Here is a 21,380-nt window from a genome sequence, read left to right on the forward strand (position 1 = left end):
GCGGGCCGGTGCACATGGACGTGCTGGTCGACGTCCTGCAGGACCACCCCTGGTCGGCGGCCGCAGCCACGGCCCTGGGCGTGGTGATCGCCGCGCTCATCGTGCACCGCATGGTCTTCGGCGTGCTGCGCCGGGCCACCGACCACAAGCGCACCCAGATGCTGCACGCCGTGGTGCTGGCGGTCGAGGAGCCGGCCGGCTCCGTGCTGCCGCTGGCCGGCCTGCAAGCGCTGTGGCAGGCCGTGCCCGATACCCTGGCCCACATCGCGCCGGTGCGCCATGCCAATGGCGTGCTGCTGATCGCCGCCTGGACCTGGCTGGCCATGGCCGCGGTGCGCGGCGTGGCCCAGGGCATCGAGGCCCGCCACCCGGTGAATGCCGAGGACAACCTGCAGGCCCGGCGCATCCAGACGCAGGCACGCATCCTCTCGCGCACGGCGATGGTGCTGATCCTGATCGCCGGCACGGCCATCGCGCTCATGACCTTTCCCGGCGCCCGCCACGTGGGCGCCAGCCTGCTGGCCTCGGCCGGGGTGCTGGGCATCGTGGGCGGCCTGGCGGCGCGGCCGGTGTTCGCCAACCTGATCGCCGGGCTGCAGCTGGCCCTGGCGCAGCCGCTGCGCATCGACGACGTGCTCATCGTCAACGGCGAGTACGGGCACGTGGAGGAGATCACCGGCACCTACGTGGTGCTGCGGCTGTGGGACGAGCGGCGCATGATCGTGCCGCTCAACTGGTTCATCGAGAACCCCTTCCAGAACTGGACGCGCGCCAGCTCCCAGTTGCTGCAGACCGTGTGGCTGCACCTGGATTTCGCCACCCCCATGGACCCGCTGCGGGCCGAACTGCAACGCATCGTGCAGGGTGCGCCCGAATGGGACAAGCGGGTGGCCGTGGTGCAGGTGGTGGACACCACCGAGCGGGTCATGAAGGTGCGCATCCTGGTCTCGGCGCCCAGCTCCGGCCAGGCCTTCGACCTGGGCTGCAAGGTGCGCGAGGGCCTGCTGGGCTTCGTCGCGCGCGAGTATCCCGACTGCCTGCCGCGCAGCCGCATCACCGGGCCGGAGCCGGACCGCGCGCTGGGCGGCGGCGCCGCCTAGCGCAGCAGGTCCTTCGCCAGGCCCGCGCCGGCTTCGGCCGGCGAGCGCGCCTGGCCGAAGCCGGCCGCCGTGGTGGCGCCGGCGGCGTTCATCTCCAGCATGCACTGGCTGCGGCCCAGGCTGTGGCCTTCGCAGGGCAGCAGGTACAGCGGGCCGCCCTGCACCACGGTCACGGCCAGGTCCAGAAGCGGCGCGGCGAGGCTGCAGTCGGACTCGCAGACCTGCAGCCGGGCCGGGCGCGGCAGGCGGTAGGGCAAGCCCGGCAGGGCGGCGGGCGCCACGGCCCCTGCGGCCGGCGCCAGGGCCTGGCCCTCTTCATCGACCAGGCGCAGGTGCAGCGCGGGCTGGTGCACGGCCGCGGGCCAGGCCATGGGCATCGGCGCGGGCCGCAGGCTGCTGACGCTGTCGCCGTCGGCCGGCCATTGGAAGCGCTCGACCTGGCGCGCCGCCGCCGTGCGCAAGGCGGTGCAATCGGGCGGCCGGGCCGCGCCGGCGAGCATCCCCAGCCAGTCGAAGCGGCGCAGCACCACCGCCGCGGCCGACGCCGCCTGCGCGCTGCGGTCGTCCAGGCTGGCGTTGAAGGACTTGAGCGCGCCCGTGGGGGCATAGCCGGCCTTGGCGGCCGTCACCCAGAACGCCTGGCCGGGGCCGGGGCGCAGGACGTAGTGATGCGCCGGGTCGGGCGCGGCGTGGCCGGCCCCGGCCTCGACCCGGACCTCGACCGTCGCGCCCTGCGCGTCGCAGGCCTGCAGCGTGCGGGTGACGGTGATCTCGAAGCGGGTGTAGGCCAGCGGGTAGGCCAGGCCCGGCGGAGGCGGCTCGCCCGGCGCCACCCGCTGCACCACCAGCGGCGCCGCGCAGCCCGTGCAGGCCAGCGCCAAGGCCACCGCGGCCCCCAGGCCCGGCCCGTGACGGGAGCGCCCGCCGCGGCGCGACGGGATCGGAACGGCCTGCAGGGCGGTGGACGTCATGGCGGTCTCCGGCAAAACCGGGGACTCTAGGACGGCCCCCGCCGGGCCACATCGGCCGGACGGGCGATGGGCAAGAGAACCGTGGCGAGCCAGCAGGTCGCAGCGGCGGTGCCCGGCCCGGCCCCGGGCCAGCCGCGATAATCGGGCCAGCATGAGTTCCCCTCCCGACCTTGCCGACCTGGGCAGGCACACCCCGATGATGGCCCAGTACCTGGCCATCAAGGCGCAGCACCCCGACACCCTGGTCTTCTACCGCATGGGCGACTTCTACGAGTTGTTCTATGCCGACGCCGAGAAGGCCGCGCGCCTGCTCGACATCACGCTGACCAAGCGCGGCCAGTCGGCCGGCGAACCGGTGGTGATGGCCGGCGTACCCTTCCATTCGATGGAGGGCTACCTGGCGCGCCTGATCCGCCATGGCGAATCGGTCGCCATCTGCGAGCAGGTGGGCGACGTGGGGGCCTCCAAGGGCCCGGTGGAGCGCAAGGTGGTGCGGGTGGTCACGCCCGGCACGCTGACCGACAGCGAGCTGCTGAACGACAAGTCCGAGGCCATCCTGCTGGCGGTGCACCAGGGCTCGCGGCATCGCCTGGGCCTGGCCTGGCTGAGCGTCACGCAGGGCGCGCTGCAACTCGCCGAGTGCGGCGCCGACGAGCTCGAATCCTGGGTGGCGCGCATCGCGCCCAGCGAACTGCTGCACGCGGTCGACGTCACCCCCAGCTTCGCCCAGCGGCTGCAGGCCCTGCGTCGCGGCGGCACGGCCTGCCCGCTCACGCAGCGGCCCGAATGGCAGTTCGACGCCGGCCTGGGCCTGCGCAAGCTGCTGGAACAGCTCAATGCCGCCACGCTGGAGGCCTGGCGCGCCGATGCGCTGGAGCACGCCCACGCCGCGGCCGCCGCCCTGCTCGCCTACGCCGAGCACACCCAGGGCCGCGCGCTCTCGCACGTGCGCAGCCTGGCCGTGCAGCGCGACGACGAGCTGATCGACCTGCCCACCACCACGCGGCGCAACCTGGAGCTGGTGCAGACCCTGCGCGGCGAAGACGCGCCCACCCTGTTCTCGCTGCTGGACACCTGCATGACCGGCATGGGCAGCCGCATGCTCAAGGACTGGCTGCTGGCGCCGCGCCGCGAACGCAGCGAGGCCGAGCTGCGGCTGGACGCCATCGCGCGCCTGCGCGAGGGCCCCTGGCAGGGCCTGCGCGGCATGCTCAAGGGCTGCAGCGACGTGGAGCGCATCACCGCGCGCATCGCGCTGCGCCAGGTGCGCCCGCGCGAGCTGGTCGGCCTGTGCCAGTCGCTGGAGCACGCGGGCGCGCTGGCCGCCCAGCTGCAGGGCCAAGACGGCCTGATGGGCCGGCTCGCCGGGGACCTGGTGCCGCCGGTGGACTGCGGCAGCGACCTCTCCGCGACCCTCATGGCGGAACCCGCGGTGCTGGTGCGCGACGGCGGCGTCATCGCGCCCGGCCACGACGCCGAGCTCGACGAGCTGCGCGCCATCCAGGACAACTGCGACGGTTTCCTGCTGGACCTGGAAGGGCGCGAGCGCGCGCGCAGCGGCATCGCCAACCTCAAGGTGCAGTTCAACAAGGTGCACGGCTTCTACATCGAGGTGACGCAGGGGCAGCTGGACAAGGTGCCGGCCGACTACCGGCGCCGCCAGACCCTGAAGAACGCCGAGCGCTTCATCACGCCCGAGCTCAAGGCCTTCGAGGACAAGGCCCTGTCCGCGCAGGACCGCGCGCTGGCGCGCGAGAAGTGGCTGTACGAGCAGCTGCTGGACCGGCTGCAGGCCCACGTGCCGCAGCTCACCCGGCTGGCCCGCGCCATGGCGGCCCTGGACGCGCTGTGCGCCCTGGCCGAGCGCTCGCTCACGCTGGGCTGGTGCAGGCCGCAGTTCATGCGCGAGCCGGGCATCGAGATCGAGGCCGGCCGCCACCCGGTGGTGGAGGCGCGCCTGGCCGAAACGCAGGGCCCGCCCTTCATCGCCAACGACACGCGCCTGGGCCCCCGGCAGCGCATGCAGGTGATCACCGGCCCCAACATGGGCGGCAAGTCGACCTACATGCGGCAGGTGGCCATCATCTGCCTGCTGGCCTCCATGGGTTCCTGGGTGCCGGCACGCGCCTGCCGCCTGGGCCCGCTGGACGCGATCCACACCCGCATCGGCGCCGCCGACGACCTGGCCAACGCGCAGTCCACCTTCATGCTGGAGATGACGGAAGCGGCACAGATCCTGCATGCCGCGACACCGAATTCGCTGGTGCTGATGGACGAGATCGGCCGCGGCACCTCCACCTTCGACGGCCTCGCGCTGGCTTCGGGCATCGCCGCCCACCTGCACGACAGGACGCAGTCCTTCACCTTGTTCGCCACCCACTACTTCGAGCTGACCGAGTTCCCCGCCAGCCACCACGCGGCGGTGAACGTGCACGTCAGCGCGGCCGAGTCGGGGGCCGACATCGTGTTCCTGCACGAGATCCAGCCGGGGCCGGCCAGCCGCAGCTACGGCATCCAGGTGGCGCGGCTGGCGGGCATGCCGGCCGGCGTGGTGAACCACGCGCGGCACGCGCTGGCGGCGCTGGAAACCCAGCAGACGCAGGCGCGCGAGCAGATCGACCTGTTCGCGCCGCCGCCGCAGGCCCAGGCCCCCGCGCCCAGCGCCGTCGAGGCCGCGGTGGCCGGGCTGGACCCGGACGCACTCAGCCCGCGCGAGGCGCTGGATGCGTTGTACGCTCTCAAGAAACTGGCTCACACCGGAGACACGCCATGACGTATTGCGTGGGCATCAAGCTCAACGCCGGGCTGGTGTTCCTGTCCGACTCCCGCACCAACGCGGGCGTGGACAACATCAGCACCTTCCGCAAGATGATCGTGTACGAGCGGCCCAACGACCGCTTCATGGTCCTGCTCTCGGCGGGCAACCTCAGCATCGCCCAGTCGGTGCGCGAGATCCTGCAGACCGAGCACCTCAAGGAAGGCGATGGCGAGGCCATCACCATCTGGAACGCCAAGAGCATGTTCGACGCCGCCCGGGTGCTGGGCGCGGCCGTGCGGCGCGTCTACCAGCGCGATGCCGAGTCGCTGCGGCAGGCCGGCGTGGAGTTCAACGTGCACCTGGTCTTCGGCGGCCAGATCCGCGGCGAGGGCATGCGCCTGTTCCAGGTCTATTCGGCCGGCAACTTCATCGAGGCCACCGCCGAGACGCCCTACTTCCAGGTCGGCGAGTACAAGTACGGCAAGCCGGTGCTGGACCGCGTGCTCACCCCCGACACACCGCTGGACGAGGCCGCCAAGTGCGCCCTGGTGTCCATGGACTCGACCATGAAGTCCAACCTCTCGGTCGGCCCGCCGCTGGACCTGGTGGTCTACGAGGCCAACAGCTTCAAGAGCGACAAGATCGTCTGCATCGACGCGCAGAACCCCTACTACCGCATGCTGCACAGCACCTGGGGGCAGAAGCTGCGCGAGGTCTTCGATGGCCTGGAGGACCCGGTCTGGGACGACAGGCACACCGAGGTGCCGCTGCGCGTGCCGGACAGCCGCGCCATCCCGCTGCGCAAGATCACGCGGCCCGACGAGCGCCTGATCTGAGCGGATGTCCCTCGTCGTCTTCTCCCACGCCAACAGCTTCCCCGCCTCCACCTACGCCGTGCTGTTCCGCAGCCTGCGCGCGCGCGGCTTCACGGTGAAGGCGGTCGAGAAATTCGGCCACGACCCGGCCTACCCGGTCACCGACAACTGGCCCCAGCTGGTGCGCCAGCTGCACGACTTCGCCGCCCGCGAGGTGGAGCGCGCCGGCGAGAAGGCCTGGTTCGTGGGCCACTCGCTGGGCGGCTTCCTGAGCATGCTCACCGCCGCCGCCCACCCGCGCCTGGCGCGCGGGGTGGTGCTCATCGATTCGCCGCTGCTGGGCGGCTGGAAGGCCACCGCGCTGGGCGCCGTCAAGAAGACGCCGCTGGTGGGGGCCGTCACGCCGGGCCGCGTCAGCCGCAAGCGCAAGAACCGCTGGCCCTCGGTCGAGGACGCGCTGGCCCACTTCCAGTCCAAGCGCGCCTTCGCCCACTGGGACCCGCAGGTGCTGCGGGACTACGTGGCGCACGGCACGCACGAGGAGGAAGGCGAGCGCGTGCTGTCCTTCGACCGCGACGTGGAAACCCAGATCTACAACACACTGCCGGACGACATGCCGGCCTATTTCCGCCGCCACCCGCCGCGCTGCCCGGCCGCGTTCATCGGCGGCCTGCAGTCGGAAGAGCTGCGGCGCGTGGGCCTGGCGATGACGCAGCAGTTCACGCACGGCCGCATGGCCATGCTGGACGGCAGCCACCTCTTCCCCATGGAAAAACCGATCGCGACGGCGGCCGCCATCGAGGCGGCGCTGCGCGGCATGGGCGCCTGAGGCGCGGCGCCGCCCCACCCCGGGGCGGCGGGCGGCGATTGCGGCGGTGCAGCATCGGCGTCGCCGTCCTACAGCGCGGGCGCCTGCGGCCCCCGACAGTGAGCCCATGCCATCCACTTCACGCGCCTTCCGGGCGCCCTCGCTGGGCCTGCTGGCCGCGGAACCCCTGCGGGCCCTGCTCGACCATGTGGCCGCGCGCGTCGCGCCACGCCCCAGCGCCATCGGCGACGGCCACCCGGTCGTGGTCTACCCGGGCCTCGCCGGCGGGCCGCTGGCCACGGCGACCTTGCGGCAGTTCCTGCGCCACAGCGGCTTCCAGGCCCACGACTGGGAGGGCGGCGTCAACACCGGGCCCGAAGGGGACTTCGATGCCTGGCTGGCCCCCTGGGCGGCGCGGGTGCGGGCCCTGCATGAGGACACCGGCCGCAAGGTCAGCCTGGTCGGCTGGAGCCTGGGCGGCATCTACGCGCGGGAGATCGCCCGCCGCGAGCCGCGCTCGGTGCGGCAGGTGATCACGCTGGCCTGCCCCTTCGCGGCGGTGGTGCAAGGCAACCACGCCGGCACGGTGTACCGCCTGCTCAACCGCGAGCGCGCCCGCGTGCCGGCCGACATGCAGGCCCGCCTGCGGCAGCCGCCGCCCGTGCCCAGCAGTTCCATCTACAGCCGCAGCGACGGCATCGTGAGCTGGCGCGCCTGCCTGGAGAAGGCCACGCCGGCCAGCGAAAGCATCGAGGTCTCGGCCAGCCACCTGGGCATGGTCAGCCACCCGGAGGTGCTGCGCATCGTGGCCGAGCGGCTGGCCCAGCCGGAAGGCCACTGGCGGCCGCGCGCGGCCTTGCAGGGGCTCAGGCCGCCCAGTTGACCCAGCCGGTCCAGGCGGTGAGCAGGACCACCGCGCCGAACAGGATGCGGTACCAGGCGAAGGGCACGAAGCTGTTGCTGGACACGTAGCGCAGCAGCCAGCGCACGCACAGCCAGGCGGCGACGAAGGACATCACGAAGCCCACCGCGAACAGCGGCAGGTCCGCCACGGACAGCAGGGCGCGTTCCTTGTAGAGGCTGTAGACGCCCGCGCCCACCAGCGTCGGGATGGCCAGGAAGAAGCTGAACTCGGTGGCCGCCTTGCGCGACAGGCCCAGCAGCATGCCCCCGATGATGGTGGCGCCGCTGCGGCTGGTGCCCGGGATCATGCCCAGGCACTGCACGAAGCCGACCTTGATCGCGTCCCAGGGCGTCATGTCGTCCACCGAGAGGATGCGCGGCCGGTGCTCGCGCCGCTCGACCCACAGGATGACGAAGGCACCCAGGATGAAGGCGCCTGCCACCACCGGCGGGTTGAACAGGTGCGCCTTGATGAACTTGTAGGCCGCCAGGCCGATCACGGCGGCCGGCAGGAAGCCCAGCAGCACGTTGAGCGTGAAGCGCTGGGCCTGCCGCTGCGAGCCCAGGCCCGCCAGCGTGGCGGCGATGCGCTGCCAGTAGACGATGACCACGGCCAGGATGGCCCCGGTCTGGATCGCGATGTCGAAGACCTTGGCGCGGTCGTCGTCGAAGCCGAGCAGCGCGCCCGTGAGGATGAGGTGGCCCGTGGAAGAGACGGGGAGGAATTCGGTGAGCCCCTCCACGATGCCCATGATCGCAGCCTTGCCCAGCAGCACGAGGTCCAAACGCACGCTCCTTCGAGAAAAATGACTGGGCATTATCGCCGTCGATGCGACGGGCGTAGGGCCTGCGAATCCTTCGCCGCACGGTGGCACCCGACTACAGGCCCGAACGGGCCAGGACCGCATCCTGTGGGGGTCCAACAAGGAGTTGCCATGCGCCCGTCCCGCATCCCCCTGCTCAAGATCCAGCGCGTCCCGGGCGATCCGCCGCGCGCCATGGAACAGATCGATGGCGACCTGCTGGTGCCGGCGCAGGCGCGGCCCGTGCTCGAGCGCCTGCTGCGCACGGCCGTACAGGGCCTGCCCCCGGGCGAACCCGAGCGGCTTGCCCTGGTGCAGGCCTGCGTGCTGCTGGGCGTGGAACCCGGCCCGGCCCCCCAGAGCCCGGGCAGCGCCAACCTGCTGAAGGTGCGGCCGATCTGAGCTGCATTTCGCGCCGCTGGCCCGCCGCTGGCGGCGCGCGCGCTGCATTCCGTCGCCCGGGGCTGGCACCGCCCTGAGGCGGGCGGCACAGTCCATCGCATCCGGACTGGAGACCGCCCATGCAGCTCACCCCCGTCATCGCCATCCACCTCAGCGCCGCGCTGGGCGCACTGCTGACCGGCCCCGTCGCGCTCTGGGCCCGCCGTGGCGGCCACGCGCGGCCCCGCCTGCACCGGGCGTTCGGCTACGCCTGGGTCACGCTGATGCTGGCCACGGCCCTGTCGGCCGTCTTCATCCGCGACTTCGGGCTGGCCAACCTGGGCGGCTACACGCCCATCCACCTGCTCGTTCCCGTCACCCTGCTCAGCCTGGTGGCGGCCTTCCGCGCCCTGGCCCAGGGCCGCGTCGCCGCCCACCGCGCCACCATGCAGCGCCTGTACCTCGCCGCCTGCGTGGGCGCCGGGCTGTTCACGCTGCTGCCCTCGCGCCTGCTCGGCCGCTGGGTGTGGGGCGCGCTCGCCTGAGGCCGGCGCCTGCAAGCACCCCGCGACCGCGGTGGCCGCTGCCACCCCCTCCGCCTTCGTCCGTCTTCATCCCCTGCAGGAGATTTCCATGCTGATCCAGATGCTTGTCCAGCAACCCCGCATGCTGGGGCCCGTGCTCCAGGCCACCCCGCCCTGGGTCTGGTTCCTGGCCGCCGGCCTCGCGGCGCTGGGGCTGTCCCAGTTGCGCACCCGCGAGGTGACGGCGCGGCGCATGGCCTTCGTGCCCGTCGCCATGGGCCTGTTCTCGCTCTGGGGACTGGCCGGCAGCTTCGGCCACTCGCCGGATTTCGCGTCGGCCTTCGCCCTGTGGGCGGGCTGCGCCCTGCTGGCCCTGGGCGCGATGCTGGCCCTGGGCGCCCCCGCCGGAGCTCGCTACGACGCCGCGGGCGGGCGCTTCCGGCTGCCCGGCAGCGTATGGCCGCTGCTGCTCATCGCCGCCATCTTCCTGGTCAAGTACGTGGTCGGCGTCGAGCTTGCGATGCGGCCGGCCCTGGCCCTGGACACGGACTACCTGATGGGCGTGGCCGCGCTCTACGGCCTGTTCTCGGGCCTGTTCGCCGGCCGCAGTGCACGCCTGTGGCGGCTCACCGCGCCCGCGACCGGCCTGCTCCAGCGCGACCCGTGGTGACCGGCATGCGCAGGCTTCATTCCCTGGCAGGGCGCGCCGCCGCGGCGCTGGGGCTGGCGCTGTGCGTCGCCAGCGCCCAGGCGGCGATGGGCCTGGCCGAACTGCCCGGCCGCGAGGGCGACGGCCCGGTCACGGTGTTCTATCCCTCCGCAGGCCCGGAAGCGACGGTGCAGCGCGGCCCCTTCAGCCTGCAACTCGCGCCGGACGCGCCGCCCTCACCCGGCAACGGCCGCCTCGTGGCGATCTCGCACGGCTCCGGCGGCAACCCCTGGGTGCACGCCGACCTGGCGCGCGTGCTGGTGCAGCACGGCTACGTGGTGGCCATGCCGCGCCACCGCGGTGACAACGCCCTGGACCCCTCCACGCCCGGCCCGCAGAGCTGGCGCCAGCGCCCGGGCGAGGTGTCGCGGGCGATCGATGCGGTGCTGGCGGACCCGCGCTTCGCCGCGCTCGACGCGCGGCACGTGGGCCTGTACGGCATGTCGGCCGGTGGCCACACCGCGCTGGTGTTCGCGGGAGGGCGCTGGTCGCCGGGGGCCTTCCGGCGCCACTGCGAGGCGAACCTCGAGGCCGACTTCGCCTTCTGCGTGGGCCTGGCCACCCGGCTGCACCACGACGCCTGGGACGGCTTGCGCGAGTGGGTGGTGCGCCAGGTGCTGCGCCTGAAGTTCCGCGACGAGGCCTGGCTGGGCCACGAGGACCCGCGCGTGGCCGCCGTGGTGGCGGGCGTGCCCGCCGCCGCCGACTTCGACATGGCCAGCCTGGCGCGGCCGCGCGTGCCGCTGGCCTTGGTCACCGCACGGGACGACCGCTGGCTGGTGCCGCGCTTCCACAGCACGCCCGTGCTCGCCGCCTGCCTGCCGCGCTGCGAATGGCTGGCCGACATCGCCGGCGGGCATGGCGCGCTGCTCTCGCCGCCGCCGCCCGCCGACCGGCTGGGCGATATTGCGCTGGACCTGCTGGGCGACCCGCTCGGCTTCGACCGTGGGGCGATGCACGGCATCGACGAAGCCATCGCCGGCTTCTTCGACCGCCACCTCACCCGACCCTAGAATGATCTGCATGCCACGCATGAGCCCGCAGGACCTGGAGACGCTCGCCCAGCGGCGCGCCTCGGCCCAGATGGGCTGGTTCCTGCATGCCGCGGTCTACCTGCTCGTGAACGGCGCGCTCTTCGCCGCGCATGCGCTGGGGTGGCGGCAGGCGCCGTGGCAGCTGGGCCCGGCGCTGGGCTGGGGCCTGGGCCTGGCGCTGCACGGCGTGTCGGTCTTCGTGCTGCGCCAGGGCGCGCGATGGCGCGAGGACCTGGTGGCGCGGGAGCGGGAACGCCTGCGGCGCGAGCAGGAGCGGCCCTGAGCATGGCCCTGGCACCGGTGGACTGGATCGCCCGGCTGCGGCACGGCCTGCAGACCCTGGCCTTCTGCCTGGCCATCGCCACCCTGCAACAGGCGTTCCAGCCCGACCGCGCCTACGGCCGCACGCTGGTGTACTCGGTGCTGATCGGCATGTCGATCTGGGCCATCATCGACCTGGGGCGCTCGTTCTTCCCTTCCGCGGCCGAGACCGGCTGGCCGCGCGGCGTCTGGGGCCTGGGCCTGGTGGGCGCAGGCATCGTGGGCGGCTGGGGCCTGGGCAACGGCATCGGCAACCGGCTGTGCGAGCTCTGGCAGCTGCTGCCCGCCGGCGCGCCCGTGGACCCCGACGCCGACCTGCGCTCCTCCGTGCTCATCACCGTGCTGGGCGGCATCGCCGGCAGCTATTATTTCTATAGCGCGAACCGCAGCGCCTACCTGGAACGCAAGATGGGCGAGGCCAGGCGCCTGGCCGACGAGGCGCGCCTCAAGCTGCTCGAGTCGCAGCTCGAGCCGCACATGCTCTTCAACACCCTGGCCAACCTGCGCGCGCTGATCGCCGTGGACGCGCCCCGCGCCCAGGCCATGCTGGACCACATGATCGCCTTCCTGCGGTCCACGCTGGACGGCTCGCGCAGTGCCACGCACGCGCTGGAGGCCGAATTCGCGCGCACGGCCGACTACCTCGCGCTCATCGCCGTGCGCATGGGGCCGCGCCTGGCCACCTCGCTGACGCTGCCGTCCGAACTGGCGGCGGTGCCGGTGCCGGCGCTGCTGCTGCAGCCGGTGGTCGAGAACAGCATCCGGCACGGCGTGGAGCCCCAGGTCGGCGGCGGCCGCATCGAGGTCAGCGCACGCGCCGAGGACGGCATGCTGGTGCTGGCGGTCGCCGACGACGGGGTGGGTCCCGGCGAGGCCGCACCGGGCTTCGGCACGGCGCAGGTGCGCGAACGCCTGCAGGCGCTGTACGGCGGCGCGGCGCGCTACGACTTCAGCGCCCGGCCCGGCGGCGGCGCGCTCACCGAGATCCGCATCCCGCTCGCCCCATGAACGCCCGCGCACTCATCGCCGAGGACGAGGCCCTGCTCGCACAGGCGCTGCGGGCCGAGCTGGCGGCGGCCTGGCCGCAGCTGGAGGTGGTGGCCGAGGTCGGCGACGGGCAGGCCGCGGTGGCGCAGGCGCTCGCGCTGCAGCCGGAAGTCCTCTTCTTCGACATCCGCATGCCAGGCCTGGGCGGGCTGGAGGCCGCGGCCGACATCGCCGAGGCCTGGCCCGCGGACCGGCCCTTCCCCGCCCTCGTCTTCGTCACCGCCTACGACCAGTACGCGCTGCAGGCCTTCGAGGCGCAGGCGGTCGACTACCTGCTCAAGCCCGTGCAGTCCCATCGGCTGGCGCGCACGGTGGCGCGGGTGCAGCAGCGGCTGGCCCAGCGCAGCCCGGCGCAGGGCATGGACGCGGTGCTGGGCCAGCTGCGCGCGCTGCTGGACCCCAAGCCGCAGCCGGCGCTGCCGGGCGCGCCGGCCCAGGCGCCATTGCGGGTGCTGCAGGTCGGCGTGGGCACGCAGATCCGCATGGTCCCCCTGGACCAGGTGGTCTGCCTGGAGGCGGCGGACAAGTACGTGCGCGTGCTCACGCCCGGCCATGAGTACCTGCTGCGGACGCCCCTGCGCGAGTTGCTGCCCCAGCTCGATGCCGCGCAGTTCTGGCAGGTGCACCGCGGCACCGTGGTGCGCGCCGACGCGATCGAATCCGCCCAGCGCGACGCCGCAGGGCGGCTGCAGCTGCGGCTGCGCGGGCGGTCCGAGCCCTTCGGCGTGAGCCGCCTGTACGCCCACCTGTTCCGGGCGATGTGAGCGCCGAACTGGCGCACGTCCGGCACCGGCTGTCGCCCACGTCCTACAGCGCGTCGCGCGGACGCCGTGTCTACTAGAAGGCAATCACCCCGACTCCTCTGAGTCCCCTCCTCCTCCGGGGTGAGCTGGTCCGGCCCTCCGTCCCGCGACTGGCATGTTGCCCCCAGGTTAGCGCCTGGGGGTTCTTTTTTGGGGCTCCCGTTTTGCCGCATGCCGGCCGTGCAGGCAAAAAAAAGCCCCGGGGCGCACCCCGGGGCAGCTTGGAGAACTTCAGTGCGGTAGCGTGCGGCCGGGCTCAGTACCGGGGGCCGTAGCCGTGCCCGTGGCCCCAGCCGTGGTGCGGGTACCGGGTCCGGTACACGCGCGGCGCGACCACCACGGGCGCGCCGTAATAGACGGGGGCCGGCTGCACGTACACGGGCGGGGCGGCCACCACGGTCGGCGCGTACACCGGCGCGGCATACACCGGGGCGGCGTACACGGGCGCGGCATAGACCGGCGCCGCATAGTTCGAGGCGCCCAGGACCACGCCCGGGGCGATGTTGGCGCCAATCGAGAAGTAGACGTTGCTATGGGCCTGGGCGGCCGAGGCGGCGCCCAGTGCGGCCAGTGCCAGCGCGACCGTGGCCAGCCGGGCGGCAGCGGAGCGGGGAATCTTCATGACATCTCCTGTATGCGGGGCGCATCGCGCCCCGTCCGTATCCATTCAACGACGGATGGTGCACGACGACGACCGGAGCGCCCGTGAAGTGTTTTGCACAATGTAAATGGCGCTGCCGCCCGGCCGCGCCGGCGTGAACTTGTGCGCAGCCCGCGGCCGTCGTGCTGCGGCGCACCTAAAATCGCCAGGTCATGACCCAACCCGCCGACCCCAAGGACAGCGCCGCCAAGCCCAGCAATTTCCTGCGCCAGATCATCGAGCGCGACCTGGAGCAGGGCACCTATGCGCAGCGCCACTGGGCCGGCCAGCCCGCCGACGCCCAGGCCCATGCGCAGGGCCCGCTGGACCCCGCCCGCATCCGCACCCGCTTCCCGCCCGAGCCGAACGGTTACTTACACATCGGCCATGCCAAGAGCATCTGCCTGAACTTCGGTCTGGCGCGTGATTACAACGGTGTCTGCCACATGCGCTTCGACGACACCAACCCCGAGAAGGAAGAGCAGGAGTACGTCGACGGCATCCTGGATGCCGTGAAGTGGCTGGGTTTCTCCTGGGACACGAACGGCACCTCGCACCTCTACCAGGCCAGCGACTACTTCGACTTCATGTACCGGGCGGCCGAGTACCTGGTCGAGGCCGGCCTCGCCTACGTGGATGAGCAGAGCGCGGAAGAAATGCGCGCCAACCGCGGCGACTTCGGCCGCCCGGGCAAGGACAGCCCCTTCCGCAGCCGCAGCATCGACGAGAACCTGCGCCGCCTGCGCGACATGCGCGACGGCAGGCTGGCCGACGGCGCGGCCGTGCTGCGGGCCAAGATCGACATGGCCAGCCCCAACATCAACCTGCGGGACCCGGCCCTCTACCGCATCAAGCACGCCGAGCACCACAACACCGGCGACCGCTGGTGCATCTACCCGATGTACACCTTCGCGCACCCCATCGAGGACGCGCTGGAGAACATCACCCACAGCATCTGCACCCTGGAGTTCGAGGACCAGCGGCCCTTCTACGACTGGCTGCTGGACCGCCTGGCCGAGGGCGGGTTGATCAACAAGCCCCACCCGCGGCAGTACGAGTTCGCGCGGCTGAACCTCACCTACGTGGTCACCAGCAAGCGCAAGCTGAAGCAGCTGGTGGACGAGAAGCACGTGGACGGCTGGGACGATCCGCGCATGCCCACCATCGTGGGCCTGCGCCGGCGCGGCTACACGCCCGAGGCCATGCAACTCTTCGCCGAGCGCATCGGCGTGTCCAAGGCCAACGGCTGGGTGGACTTCAGCGTGCTGGAGCAGGCCCTGCGCGACGACCTGGACCCCAAGGCCGCGCGCGCCATGGCCGTGCTGGACCCGGTCAAGCTGGTCATCACCAACTGGGGCGCGCTGATGGGCGGCGACGACGTCCTGGACACCTGCTCGGCGCCGGTGCACCCGCACGACGAGGCCCGCGGGCGCCGCAGCTTCAGCTTCGGCCGCGTGCTGTGGATCGAGCGCAGCGACTACGAGGACGTGCCGCCCAAGGGCTACAACCGGCTCTTCCCGGGCAACCGCGTGCGCCTGAAGTACGGCCATGTGGTCGAGTGCACGGGCGCCGTGCGCGACGCCGAGGGCCGGCTGCTGGAGGTGCATGCCACGCTGGTGCCGGACACCAAGAGCGGGACGCCCGGCGCCGACGCGGTCAAGGTGAAGGGCAACATCACCTGGGTGGGCGCGGCCGACGGGGTGCCGGCCGAGGTGCGGCTCTACGACCGCCTGTTTTCGGTGCCGCAGCCCGGCACCGGCGAGCGGGACTTCCTGGACAAGCTGAACCCGGCCAACCTGCAGGTGGCGACGGCCTATGTGGAGCCCTCGCTGGCGCAGGCCGCGCCGGACACCCGCTTCCAGTTCGAGCGGCACGGCTACTTCGTGGCCGACCGCCAGCTGCACGCGCCGGGCCGGCCGGTGTTCAACCGCGCCACCGGCATGAAGGACAGCTGGGCGAAGTGAGGCTTCAGCAGCCCAGCCGGGCCGCCCGGCTGCGGCTTTCGCGCAGGGTCTCCTGCGTCTGCGCGCGCTGGGCCGCATAGCGGGCGTTGTCCAGCGAGGCCTCGGCGGCGATGCGCGCGTCGAGGCGGGCGCACTCGTCGCGGTCGGCCGGCGCAAGCCGCCCCCGCCGGCGGCGCAGCGCGAAGGCCTGCGCGTCTTCGCCCGGCAGGCGGCGCAGGCCGATCGCCTGGTCGTGCCCGCCGGCCGCAGTCACCGGGGCCTGCCGGGTATCCACCGTGCGCGGCGCGCAGGGCGCCTGCGAATAGCGGGCCCGGCCGCATTTGTAGACCGCCTGGGCCGCGGCCGGCGCGGCGCAGCCCAGGCCCAGGGACGCAAGGAGGGCCGCAAGCAGCCAGGGGCGGGCAAGGATGAGCTTCACGCCGCCATCCTAGGGGCGCGGGCCGGGCCCGGCCCGCGCGAGGTGCAAGCAACTGTGTCAGCCCGGGGCGGGGACGTCCCGGTGGCCGGCGCCGCCCCCATGCGCCGCATCACCGTGCTGCAGGAGCAGCGTGACCAGCAGCGCGCAGTCCGTGCGGGCCCGCACCGAGTGGCGCTGCCGCGCCGGCAGCACCAGCACGCAACCGGCCGAGAGCGCGCGCACCCCGCCGGGCGTGACCACCTCGGCCAGGCCCTCCAGGCAATGCAGGGTGCACTCCTCGTCCACGTGGTGCTCGGGCATGTCCTTGTGCGCCGGCAGCACCAGGTGCAGCAGCTGCAGGCGGCCGGTCTTGATCAGGCTGGTGCTGACGGCGCCCTGCAGCTGTTCGCCCAGGGGTTTCACGCTGATCACATCCATGGGTTGGGCATGCGGCAGGGCCATGGTCGCTCCAGGAACTGAGGTGCTCCCACTCTAGCCCGGGGCCGGGGTGCCGCCTGTCGGCGCAGGACGCAAAGCACTTGCGGGCCGGACGCCGGCGCGGCATGCTCCAGCCCAGCCATGCATGCCCCCGCGCTCGCCACCCGATCCTGCGCCGCGCTCCTCGCGCTGCTCGCCTGCGCGTGCACGCCCTCCTCCACGGCCCTGGAGGACCTGCTGGTGCGCGAGATCCACGCCAGCTTTCCCGACTACGAGGTGGTGGCCGAGCCCGACGGGCACCTGTGCGTGCACCGGCCCTTCCGCCGCGACGTGATCGTGGACGAGCAGGCGTTCGCCGCCGAGTGCCAGGCCGGCCCCGGCCCCTGCGACGAACGCACGCGGGACCTGCTGCTCTCGCTGCGCTGAAGGCAAACCCGCTGCACCCGCGGCCGCCGCCGGTGCTCTAATGCGCGCATGCTTGCGGACGACCCCACCTCCCTGCCCGCGCACACGCTCTCGGCGCGCATCCACGACGGTTCGCTGCGCTGCGTGGCGCTGATGCAGGCCACCCTGGCGCGCATCGCGCAGTTCAACCCCCGCCACAACGCCATCGTCAACCTGGCGCCCGAGGCCGGGCTGCTGGCGCAGGCCGCCGCCGCCGATGCGGAACTGGCCCAGGGCCGCAGCCGCGGCTGGCTGCACGGCATCCCCATGGCCATCAAGGACACCGCCGACGCGGCGGGCTTTCCCACGACGCGGGGCAGCCCCTTGCTGGCCCGGTCCGTCGCCACCCAGGACGGCATAGGCACGGCCCGCCTGCGCGCGGCCGGCGCCATCGTCATCGGCAAGACCAACGTGCCCGAATTCGGCCTGGGCTCGCACAGCTTCAACGAGGTGTTCGGCGTCACCCGCAACGCCTGGGACCCGGCGGTGAGCGCGGGCGGCAGCAGCGGCGGCGCGGCCGTCGCGCTGGCCCTGCGCCTGCTGCCCCTGGCCGACGGCTCCGACTTCATGGGCTCGCTGCGCAACCCGGCCGGCTGGAACCACGTCTTCGGCATGCGGCCCACGCAGGGCCGGGTGCCGATGGGGCCGGGCGTGGCCGACGTCTGGGTCGACCAGCTGGCCACCGAGGGCCCCATGGCCCGCAACGTCACCGACCTGGCCCGCATGCTCGCCACGCAGGCCGGCCACGACCCGCGCGCCCCGCTCTCGCTGGACGCTCCCCTGGAACCGCTGGCCACGGGCGGCGACCCGGCCGCGGCCCTGCGCGGCCTGCGCATCGGCGTGCTGGGCGACCTGGACGGCCACCTGCCCATGGAAGCCGGGGTGATGGACGCCTGTGACGAGGCGCTGCGCCACATGGAGCGCGCGGGCGCCGTGGTGGAGCCCGCGGCCCTGGGCATGGAGCCGGCCCGGCTGTGGGACTGCTGGCTGGCCTGGCGCCGGGCCCTGGTGGGCGCGCGCATCGCGCCCCTGCTGGCCCTGCCGGGCGGACGCGAGCGCATCAAGCCCGAGGCGCTGTGGGAGTACGAGGGCTCGCTGGGCCTGGACTTCGCCGAGTTCATGCGCGCCAGCCAGAAGCGCACCCGCTTCTACCACCGCCTGCGCGCCCTGTTCGAACGCTTCGACGTGCTGGCCCTGCCCAGCGCGCAGGCCTGGCCCTTCCCCGTGGCACAGCGCTGGCCGAAGGAAGTCGGCGGCGTGGCCATGGACACCTACCACCGGTGGATGGAGGTCACGATCTACGCCACGCTCGCCGGCGTGCCGGCCATCAGCGTGCCGGCCGGTTTTCACCCGGAGCGCGGCTGGCCCATGGGCCTGCAGCTGGTCGGGCCGCACGGCGCCGACGCCTTCCTGCTGCGCGTGGCCGCGGCCTACGAAGCCGAGCGCGCCGCCTTCATCGCCCGGGTGCCGCCCGCCGCCCTCGCCCAGCCCACGCCCCAGGAGCATCCATGAACACGATTTCCCGCCGTCCCCTGCTTGCGCTGCTGTGCGCGCCCGGCCTCCTGCTGGCTGCCTGCGCCGGCGCGCCACCGGCGCCCATGGCCTGGGACAGCGTGGTGGCCGCGCCCGACCGCAGCGACGCCGACCGCGCGACGGACGCGCGGCGCAAGCCGGCGCTGATGCTGGCCTTCACCGGCGTGCGCCCGGGCATGCAGGTGCTGGACATCAGCGCCGCCCGCGGCTACACGAGCGAGCTGCTGGCGCGCGCCGTGGGGCCCGGCGGCCGGGTCTACGCGCAGAGCCCGCGGCCCTCGCCGCCGCTGCTCGAGCGGGCGCGCCTGCGTCCCTGGATCCAGCCCTACCAGGCCGGCTTCGACAACCCGGTGCCGCCCAGCGTGGCCGAGGGCCAGCTCGACCTGGTGACACTGATGTTCAACTACCACGACCTGGGCCACATGGGCGTGGACCGCGCGCGGCTGAACCAGGCCGTGTTCCGCGCCCTCAAGCCCGGCGGCAGCTTCGTGGTCGCCGACCACTCGGGGCGGCCCGGCACCGGCATCTCGGAAGCCGCCACCCTGCACCGCATCGAGGAGTCCTTCCTGCGGCACGAGATCGAGGCGGCCGGCTTCCAGCTCGCGGCGCGGGGCGACTTCTACGCCAACCCCGCCGATCCGCGCGACGCCGCCGAGCCCGCATTCCCCAAGGATGAGTTCATCCTGCGCTTCGTGAAGCCCTGAGCGCGCGCCGGGCGGCTACGATGCGCTTGTCATGGGCCGCAGTCCGCCGGAAACCCCGCCTCCCGTCCCGGCCCGTCCGCTGCGACTGCGCCTGCTGCTGCTGGCCGCCGGCGGCATGCTGCCGCTGGCCCTGCTGCTCGGCTGGGGCGTCAACCACATCATCGAGGAGCAGCGCGCCGCGGCCTTCCGCAGCGTGCTGGACCTGTCCCGCGCCCTGGGCACGGCGGTCGATTCGGAGCTGCATTCCGTGCAGGCCGTGCTGGACACGCTGGCCATGTCCGACGAGCTGGAACAGGCCGACTTGCGCAGCTTCTACCAGCTGGCGCGGCGCACCAGCGCGCAGCTGGGCTGGCGTCAGCTGATCCTGGCCGACGGCCAGGGGCGCATCCTCATGCGCAGCGCCGACCCCTTCGGCACCGCCGCGCCGCCCAACCTGGACCCCGAGAGCGCCCAGCGCGTGCTGGACACCCGGGCCCCGGCGGTGTCGCGCGTCGTGCCCTCGCCGCTGGAGGGGCAGGACGCCTTCGTGGTGCGCGTGCCGGTGCTGCGCAGCGGCCAGGTGGTGTACGTGCTGTCGGCGGTCCTGCCCACCGACCTGGTGCGGCGCGTGCTGACCCGCCAGCAGATTCCGGCGGGCTCGGTCGCCACGGTGCTGGACCGGGCGGGCCGGCGCGTCGCGCGCTCGCGCCGTTCACCGGCGTCCTCCCCCAGCGCCTCGCTGCAGGCCCTGCTCGCGCGCGGCGTGCCGCAGGGCGTGGGGTTGACGCGCACCCTGGAAGGCGTGGAGAGCTTCACCGGCTACTCGCGCCTGCCCGGCTCGGGCTGGGTGGTAGCCGTGGGCAGCTCGGTCACCGATGCCGAGCGCGGCCTGCACGGCCTCACCCTGGCCGTGGTGGTGGGCCTGGTCGCCTCGCTGGCCCTGTCGGGCATGCTCTCCTGGCTGCTGGCCCGCCGCGTGGTCGAGCCAATCGAGTCGCTGGCGCAGGCCGCCACCGCGCTGGGCCGCGGCGAGCCGGTGGCCGTGGACCGGATGGACATCGCGGAGCTGCGCCGCGTGGCGCAGGCCCTGCTGGACGCGGCCGTGGACCGCGACCGATCGGCCACGGAGCGCGAGAGCCTGACCCAGAAGCTGCAGGACGCCCTGCGCATGGCCGAGGCCGCGAGCCGCAGCAAGGACGAGTTCCTGGCCATGCTGGGCCACGAGCTGCGCAACCCGCTCGCGCCCATCGCCACCGCCGTGCAGGTGATGGCGCTCAAGGGCGACGACAGCACGGCGCCCGAGCGCCGCATCATCGAGCGGCAGCTGGTGCACGTGACGCGGCTGGTGGACGACCTGCTGGACATTTCGCGCATCACCAGCGGGCGCCTGGCGATCCGCCATGACCCGGTCGCCATCGGCACGCTCATCGCCCAGGTGGTGGAGGCGCTTCGGCCCTCGGTGCCCGGGCGCGAGCTGGTGCTGGCGATGGACGCGGCGGCCGCCGGGGCCTGGGTGTCCGGGGACGAGGTGCGGCTGGTCCAGGTCTTCAACAACCTGCTGGTGAACGCCGTGAAGTTCACGCGCGCCGGCGGCTGCATCCGGGTGCGCGCGCAGGTGGATGGGGCGTGGTTCCAGGCCCAGGTCGAAGACGATGGCGAAGGCATCGCCCAGGCCGACCTGGAACGCGTTTTCGGCCTCTTCTACCAGGCGCCGCAGAGCGCGGACCGCGCGCGCGGCGGCCTGGGCCTGGGCCTGCCCATCGTGCGCAGCCTGGTCGAGATGCAGGGCGGCGAGGTCATGGCGAGCAGTGCCGGCAGCGGCCAGGGCAGCTGCTTCACGCTGCGCCTGCCCCTGTGCGAGCCACCCGCGCCGGCCGCGAGCCCCCCGCCGGTGGCCGCCGCCGCGCCGCAGGGCCTGGGGGTGCTGGTGGTGGACGACAACGAGGACGCGGCCGACACCTGCGCCAGCTTCCTGGACCTGCACGGGCTGCAGGTCCAGGTGGCCTACGACCCGGCGCAGGCGCTGGCGGCGCTGGGACGGAGCCGCATCGACATCGCCGTGCTGGACATCGGCCTGCCGGGCATGAGCGGCTACGAGCTGGCGACGCGCCTGCGCGCCGCGGGCTACCGGGGCCGCCTGGTGGCCCTGACGGGCTACGGCCAGGAAGCCGACAGGGCGCTGTCGCGCCAGTACGGCTTCGACGCCCACCTCACCAAGCCGGTCGCCCCGCCCGAGCTGCTCGCCCTGCTGCAGCGGCTGGCCGGGGCCGCCAAGGGCAGCTGAACGGGGACCGTGCGGCCGCG

22 protein-coding genes are annotated in these 21,380 nt (G+C 73.2%); 17 read left to right on the forward strand and 5 right to left on the reverse strand.

All coding sequences use genetic code 11. The annotated features are described in order from the left end of the window. Positions 1–14: 14 nt before the first annotated feature. Entirely contained in the window at positions 15–1,100 is a 1,086-nt protein-coding gene (locus tag IM725_RS00100) for a mechanosensitive ion channel family protein (RefSeq protein WP_193778520.1), read from the forward strand. Here the strand turns inward: IM725_RS00100 and IM725_RS00105 are convergent. Then, entirely contained in the window at positions 1,097–2,071 is a 975-nt protein-coding gene (locus IM725_RS00105; RefSeq protein WP_193778521.1) for a hypothetical protein, read from the reverse strand. The two genes, IM725_RS00100 and IM725_RS00105, sit on opposite strands and share 4 nt — an antisense overlap. 151 nt (positions 2,072–2,222) lie before the next feature. Here IM725_RS00105 and mutS point away from each other — a divergent pair, with 151 nt between their 5' ends. The 4 genes from mutS to IM725_RS00125 all read left to right on the forward strand — a co-directional run bounded on the left by mutS (position 2,223) and on the right by IM725_RS00125 (position 7,335). Next, a complete protein-coding gene (gene mutS, locus IM725_RS00110) occupies positions 2,223–4,844 on the forward strand; it encodes a DNA mismatch repair protein MutS (RefSeq protein ID WP_227753461.1) in 2,622 nt (873 codons plus the stop codon). Further along, positions 4,841–5,665 (forward strand): proteasome-type protease, encoded by an 825-nt coding sequence (locus IM725_RS00115; RefSeq protein WP_193778522.1) that lies wholly within the window; start codon positions 4,841–4,843, stop codon positions 5,663–5,665. Before mutS ends, IM725_RS00115 begins: the two co-directional genes overlap by 4 nt. Before the next feature lie 4 nt (positions 5,666–5,669). After that, positions 5,670–6,473 carry an alpha/beta fold hydrolase gene (locus tag IM725_RS00120; RefSeq protein WP_193778523.1) on the forward strand — a complete coding sequence of 268 codons (804 nt, stop codon included), beginning with the start codon at positions 5,670–5,672 and terminating at the stop codon, positions 6,471–6,473. A 106-nt stretch (positions 6,474–6,579) separates the two neighbouring features. Next, on the forward strand, positions 6,580–7,335 hold the full coding sequence (locus tag IM725_RS00125; RefSeq protein WP_193778524.1) for an esterase/lipase family protein: 756 nt from the start codon (positions 6,580–6,582) through the stop codon (positions 7,333–7,335). On the opposite strand, the gene IM725_RS00130 is transcribed toward IM725_RS00125, so the two are convergent. Further along, the gene (locus IM725_RS00130; protein ID WP_193778525.1) at positions 7,319–8,140 is read right to left on the reverse strand and encodes an undecaprenyl-diphosphate phosphatase; all 822 of its coding nucleotides are present in this window, start codon (positions 8,138–8,140) and stop codon (positions 7,319–7,321) included. The two genes, IM725_RS00125 and IM725_RS00130, sit on opposite strands and share 17 nt — an antisense overlap. Before the next feature lie 150 nt (positions 8,141–8,290). Between IM725_RS00130 and IM725_RS00135 the strand changes: the two genes are divergently transcribed. The 7 genes from IM725_RS00135 to IM725_RS00165 all read left to right on the forward strand — a co-directional run bounded on the left by IM725_RS00135 (position 8,291) and on the right by IM725_RS00165 (position 12,938). Continuing rightward, positions 8,291–8,560 carry a hypothetical protein gene (locus tag IM725_RS00135; protein WP_193778526.1) on the forward strand — a complete coding sequence of 90 codons (270 nt, stop codon included), beginning with the start codon at positions 8,291–8,293 and terminating at the stop codon, positions 8,558–8,560. 119 nt (positions 8,561–8,679) lie between these two features. Beyond that, on the forward strand, positions 8,680–9,084 hold the full coding sequence (locus tag IM725_RS00140) for a DUF2306 domain-containing protein (RefSeq protein ID WP_193778527.1): 405 nt from the start codon (positions 8,680–8,682) through the stop codon (positions 9,082–9,084). 88 nt (positions 9,085–9,172) lie between these two features. Further along, positions 9,173–9,733, forward strand: coding sequence for a DUF6622 family protein (locus IM725_RS00145; RefSeq protein ID WP_193778528.1), 561 nt, complete (start codon positions 9,173–9,175; stop codon positions 9,731–9,733). Between the two features lie 5 nt (positions 9,734–9,738). Next, positions 9,739–10,785 carry an alpha/beta hydrolase family protein gene (locus tag IM725_RS00150; RefSeq protein WP_193778529.1) on the forward strand — a complete coding sequence of 349 codons (1,047 nt, stop codon included), beginning with the start codon at positions 9,739–9,741 and terminating at the stop codon, positions 10,783–10,785. 10 nt (positions 10,786–10,795) lie between these two features. Next, entirely contained in the window at positions 10,796–11,089 is a 294-nt protein-coding gene (locus IM725_RS00155; protein ID WP_193778530.1) for a 2TM domain-containing protein, read from the forward strand. A 2-nt stretch (positions 11,090–11,091) separates the two neighbouring features. Further along, positions 11,092–12,135, forward strand: a complete 1,044-nt coding sequence (locus IM725_RS00160; protein ID WP_227753462.1) for a sensor histidine kinase — start codon at positions 11,092–11,094, stop codon at positions 12,133–12,135. Next, entirely contained in the window at positions 12,132–12,938 is an 807-nt protein-coding gene (locus IM725_RS00165; protein ID WP_193778531.1) for a LytR/AlgR family response regulator transcription factor, read from the forward strand. Before IM725_RS00160 ends, IM725_RS00165 begins: the two co-directional genes overlap by 4 nt. A 295-nt stretch (positions 12,939–13,233) precedes the next feature. Here the strand turns inward: IM725_RS00165 and IM725_RS00170 are convergent, their stop codons facing one another. Beyond that, positions 13,234–13,599 carry a hypothetical protein gene (locus IM725_RS00170; RefSeq protein WP_193778532.1) on the reverse strand — a complete coding sequence of 122 codons (366 nt, stop codon included), beginning with the start codon at positions 13,597–13,599 and terminating at the stop codon, positions 13,234–13,236. Positions 13,600–13,790: 191 nt separating this feature from the next. Here IM725_RS00170 and IM725_RS00175 point away from each other — a divergent pair, with 191 nt between their 5' ends. After that, a complete protein-coding gene (locus IM725_RS00175) occupies positions 13,791–15,581 on the forward strand; it encodes a glutamine--tRNA ligase/YqeY domain fusion protein (protein WP_193778533.1) in 1,791 nt (596 codons plus the stop codon). 4 nt (positions 15,582–15,585) lie between these two features. Here IM725_RS00175 and IM725_RS00180 read toward each other — a convergent pair whose 3' ends face one another. Beyond that, positions 15,586–15,999 (reverse strand): hypothetical protein, encoded by a 414-nt coding sequence (locus tag IM725_RS00180; RefSeq protein ID WP_193778534.1) that lies wholly within the window; start codon positions 15,997–15,999, stop codon positions 15,586–15,588. Between the two features lie 57 nt (positions 16,000–16,056). Continuing rightward, the gene (locus IM725_RS00185) at positions 16,057–16,440 is read right to left on the reverse strand and encodes a cupin domain-containing protein (protein ID WP_193778535.1); all 384 of its coding nucleotides are present in this window, start codon (positions 16,438–16,440) and stop codon (positions 16,057–16,059) included. Positions 16,441–16,557: 117 nt separating this feature from the next. On the opposite strand from IM725_RS00185, the gene IM725_RS00190 reads away from it, so the two are divergent. The 4 genes from IM725_RS00190 to IM725_RS00205 are packed head-to-tail and all read left to right on the forward strand — an operon-like array spanning position 16,558 to position 21,360. After that, a complete protein-coding gene (locus IM725_RS00190; protein WP_193778536.1) occupies positions 16,558–16,842 on the forward strand; it encodes a hypothetical protein in 285 nt (94 codons plus the stop codon). Positions 16,843–16,890: 48 nt separating this feature from the next. Further along, positions 16,891–18,372 (forward strand): amidase, encoded by a 1,482-nt coding sequence (locus IM725_RS00195; protein ID WP_193778537.1) that lies wholly within the window; start codon positions 16,891–16,893, stop codon positions 18,370–18,372. Next, entirely contained in the window at positions 18,369–19,097 is a 729-nt protein-coding gene (locus IM725_RS00200; protein ID WP_193778538.1) for a class I SAM-dependent methyltransferase, read from the forward strand. Before IM725_RS00195 ends, IM725_RS00200 begins: the two co-directional genes overlap by 4 nt. A 31-nt stretch (positions 19,098–19,128) precedes the next feature. Next, the gene (locus IM725_RS00205) at positions 19,129–21,360 is read left to right on the forward strand and encodes a hybrid sensor histidine kinase/response regulator (protein ID WP_193778539.1); all 2,232 of its coding nucleotides are present in this window, start codon (positions 19,129–19,131) and stop codon (positions 21,358–21,360) included. Positions 21,361–21,380 lie beyond the last annotated feature (20 nt).

Origin of the sequence: Ramlibacter aquaticus, from assembly GCF_015159745.1 — a bacterium.
Classification (GTDB): domain Bacteria; phylum Pseudomonadota; class Gammaproteobacteria; order Burkholderiales; family Burkholderiaceae_C; genus Ramlibacter; species Ramlibacter aquaticus.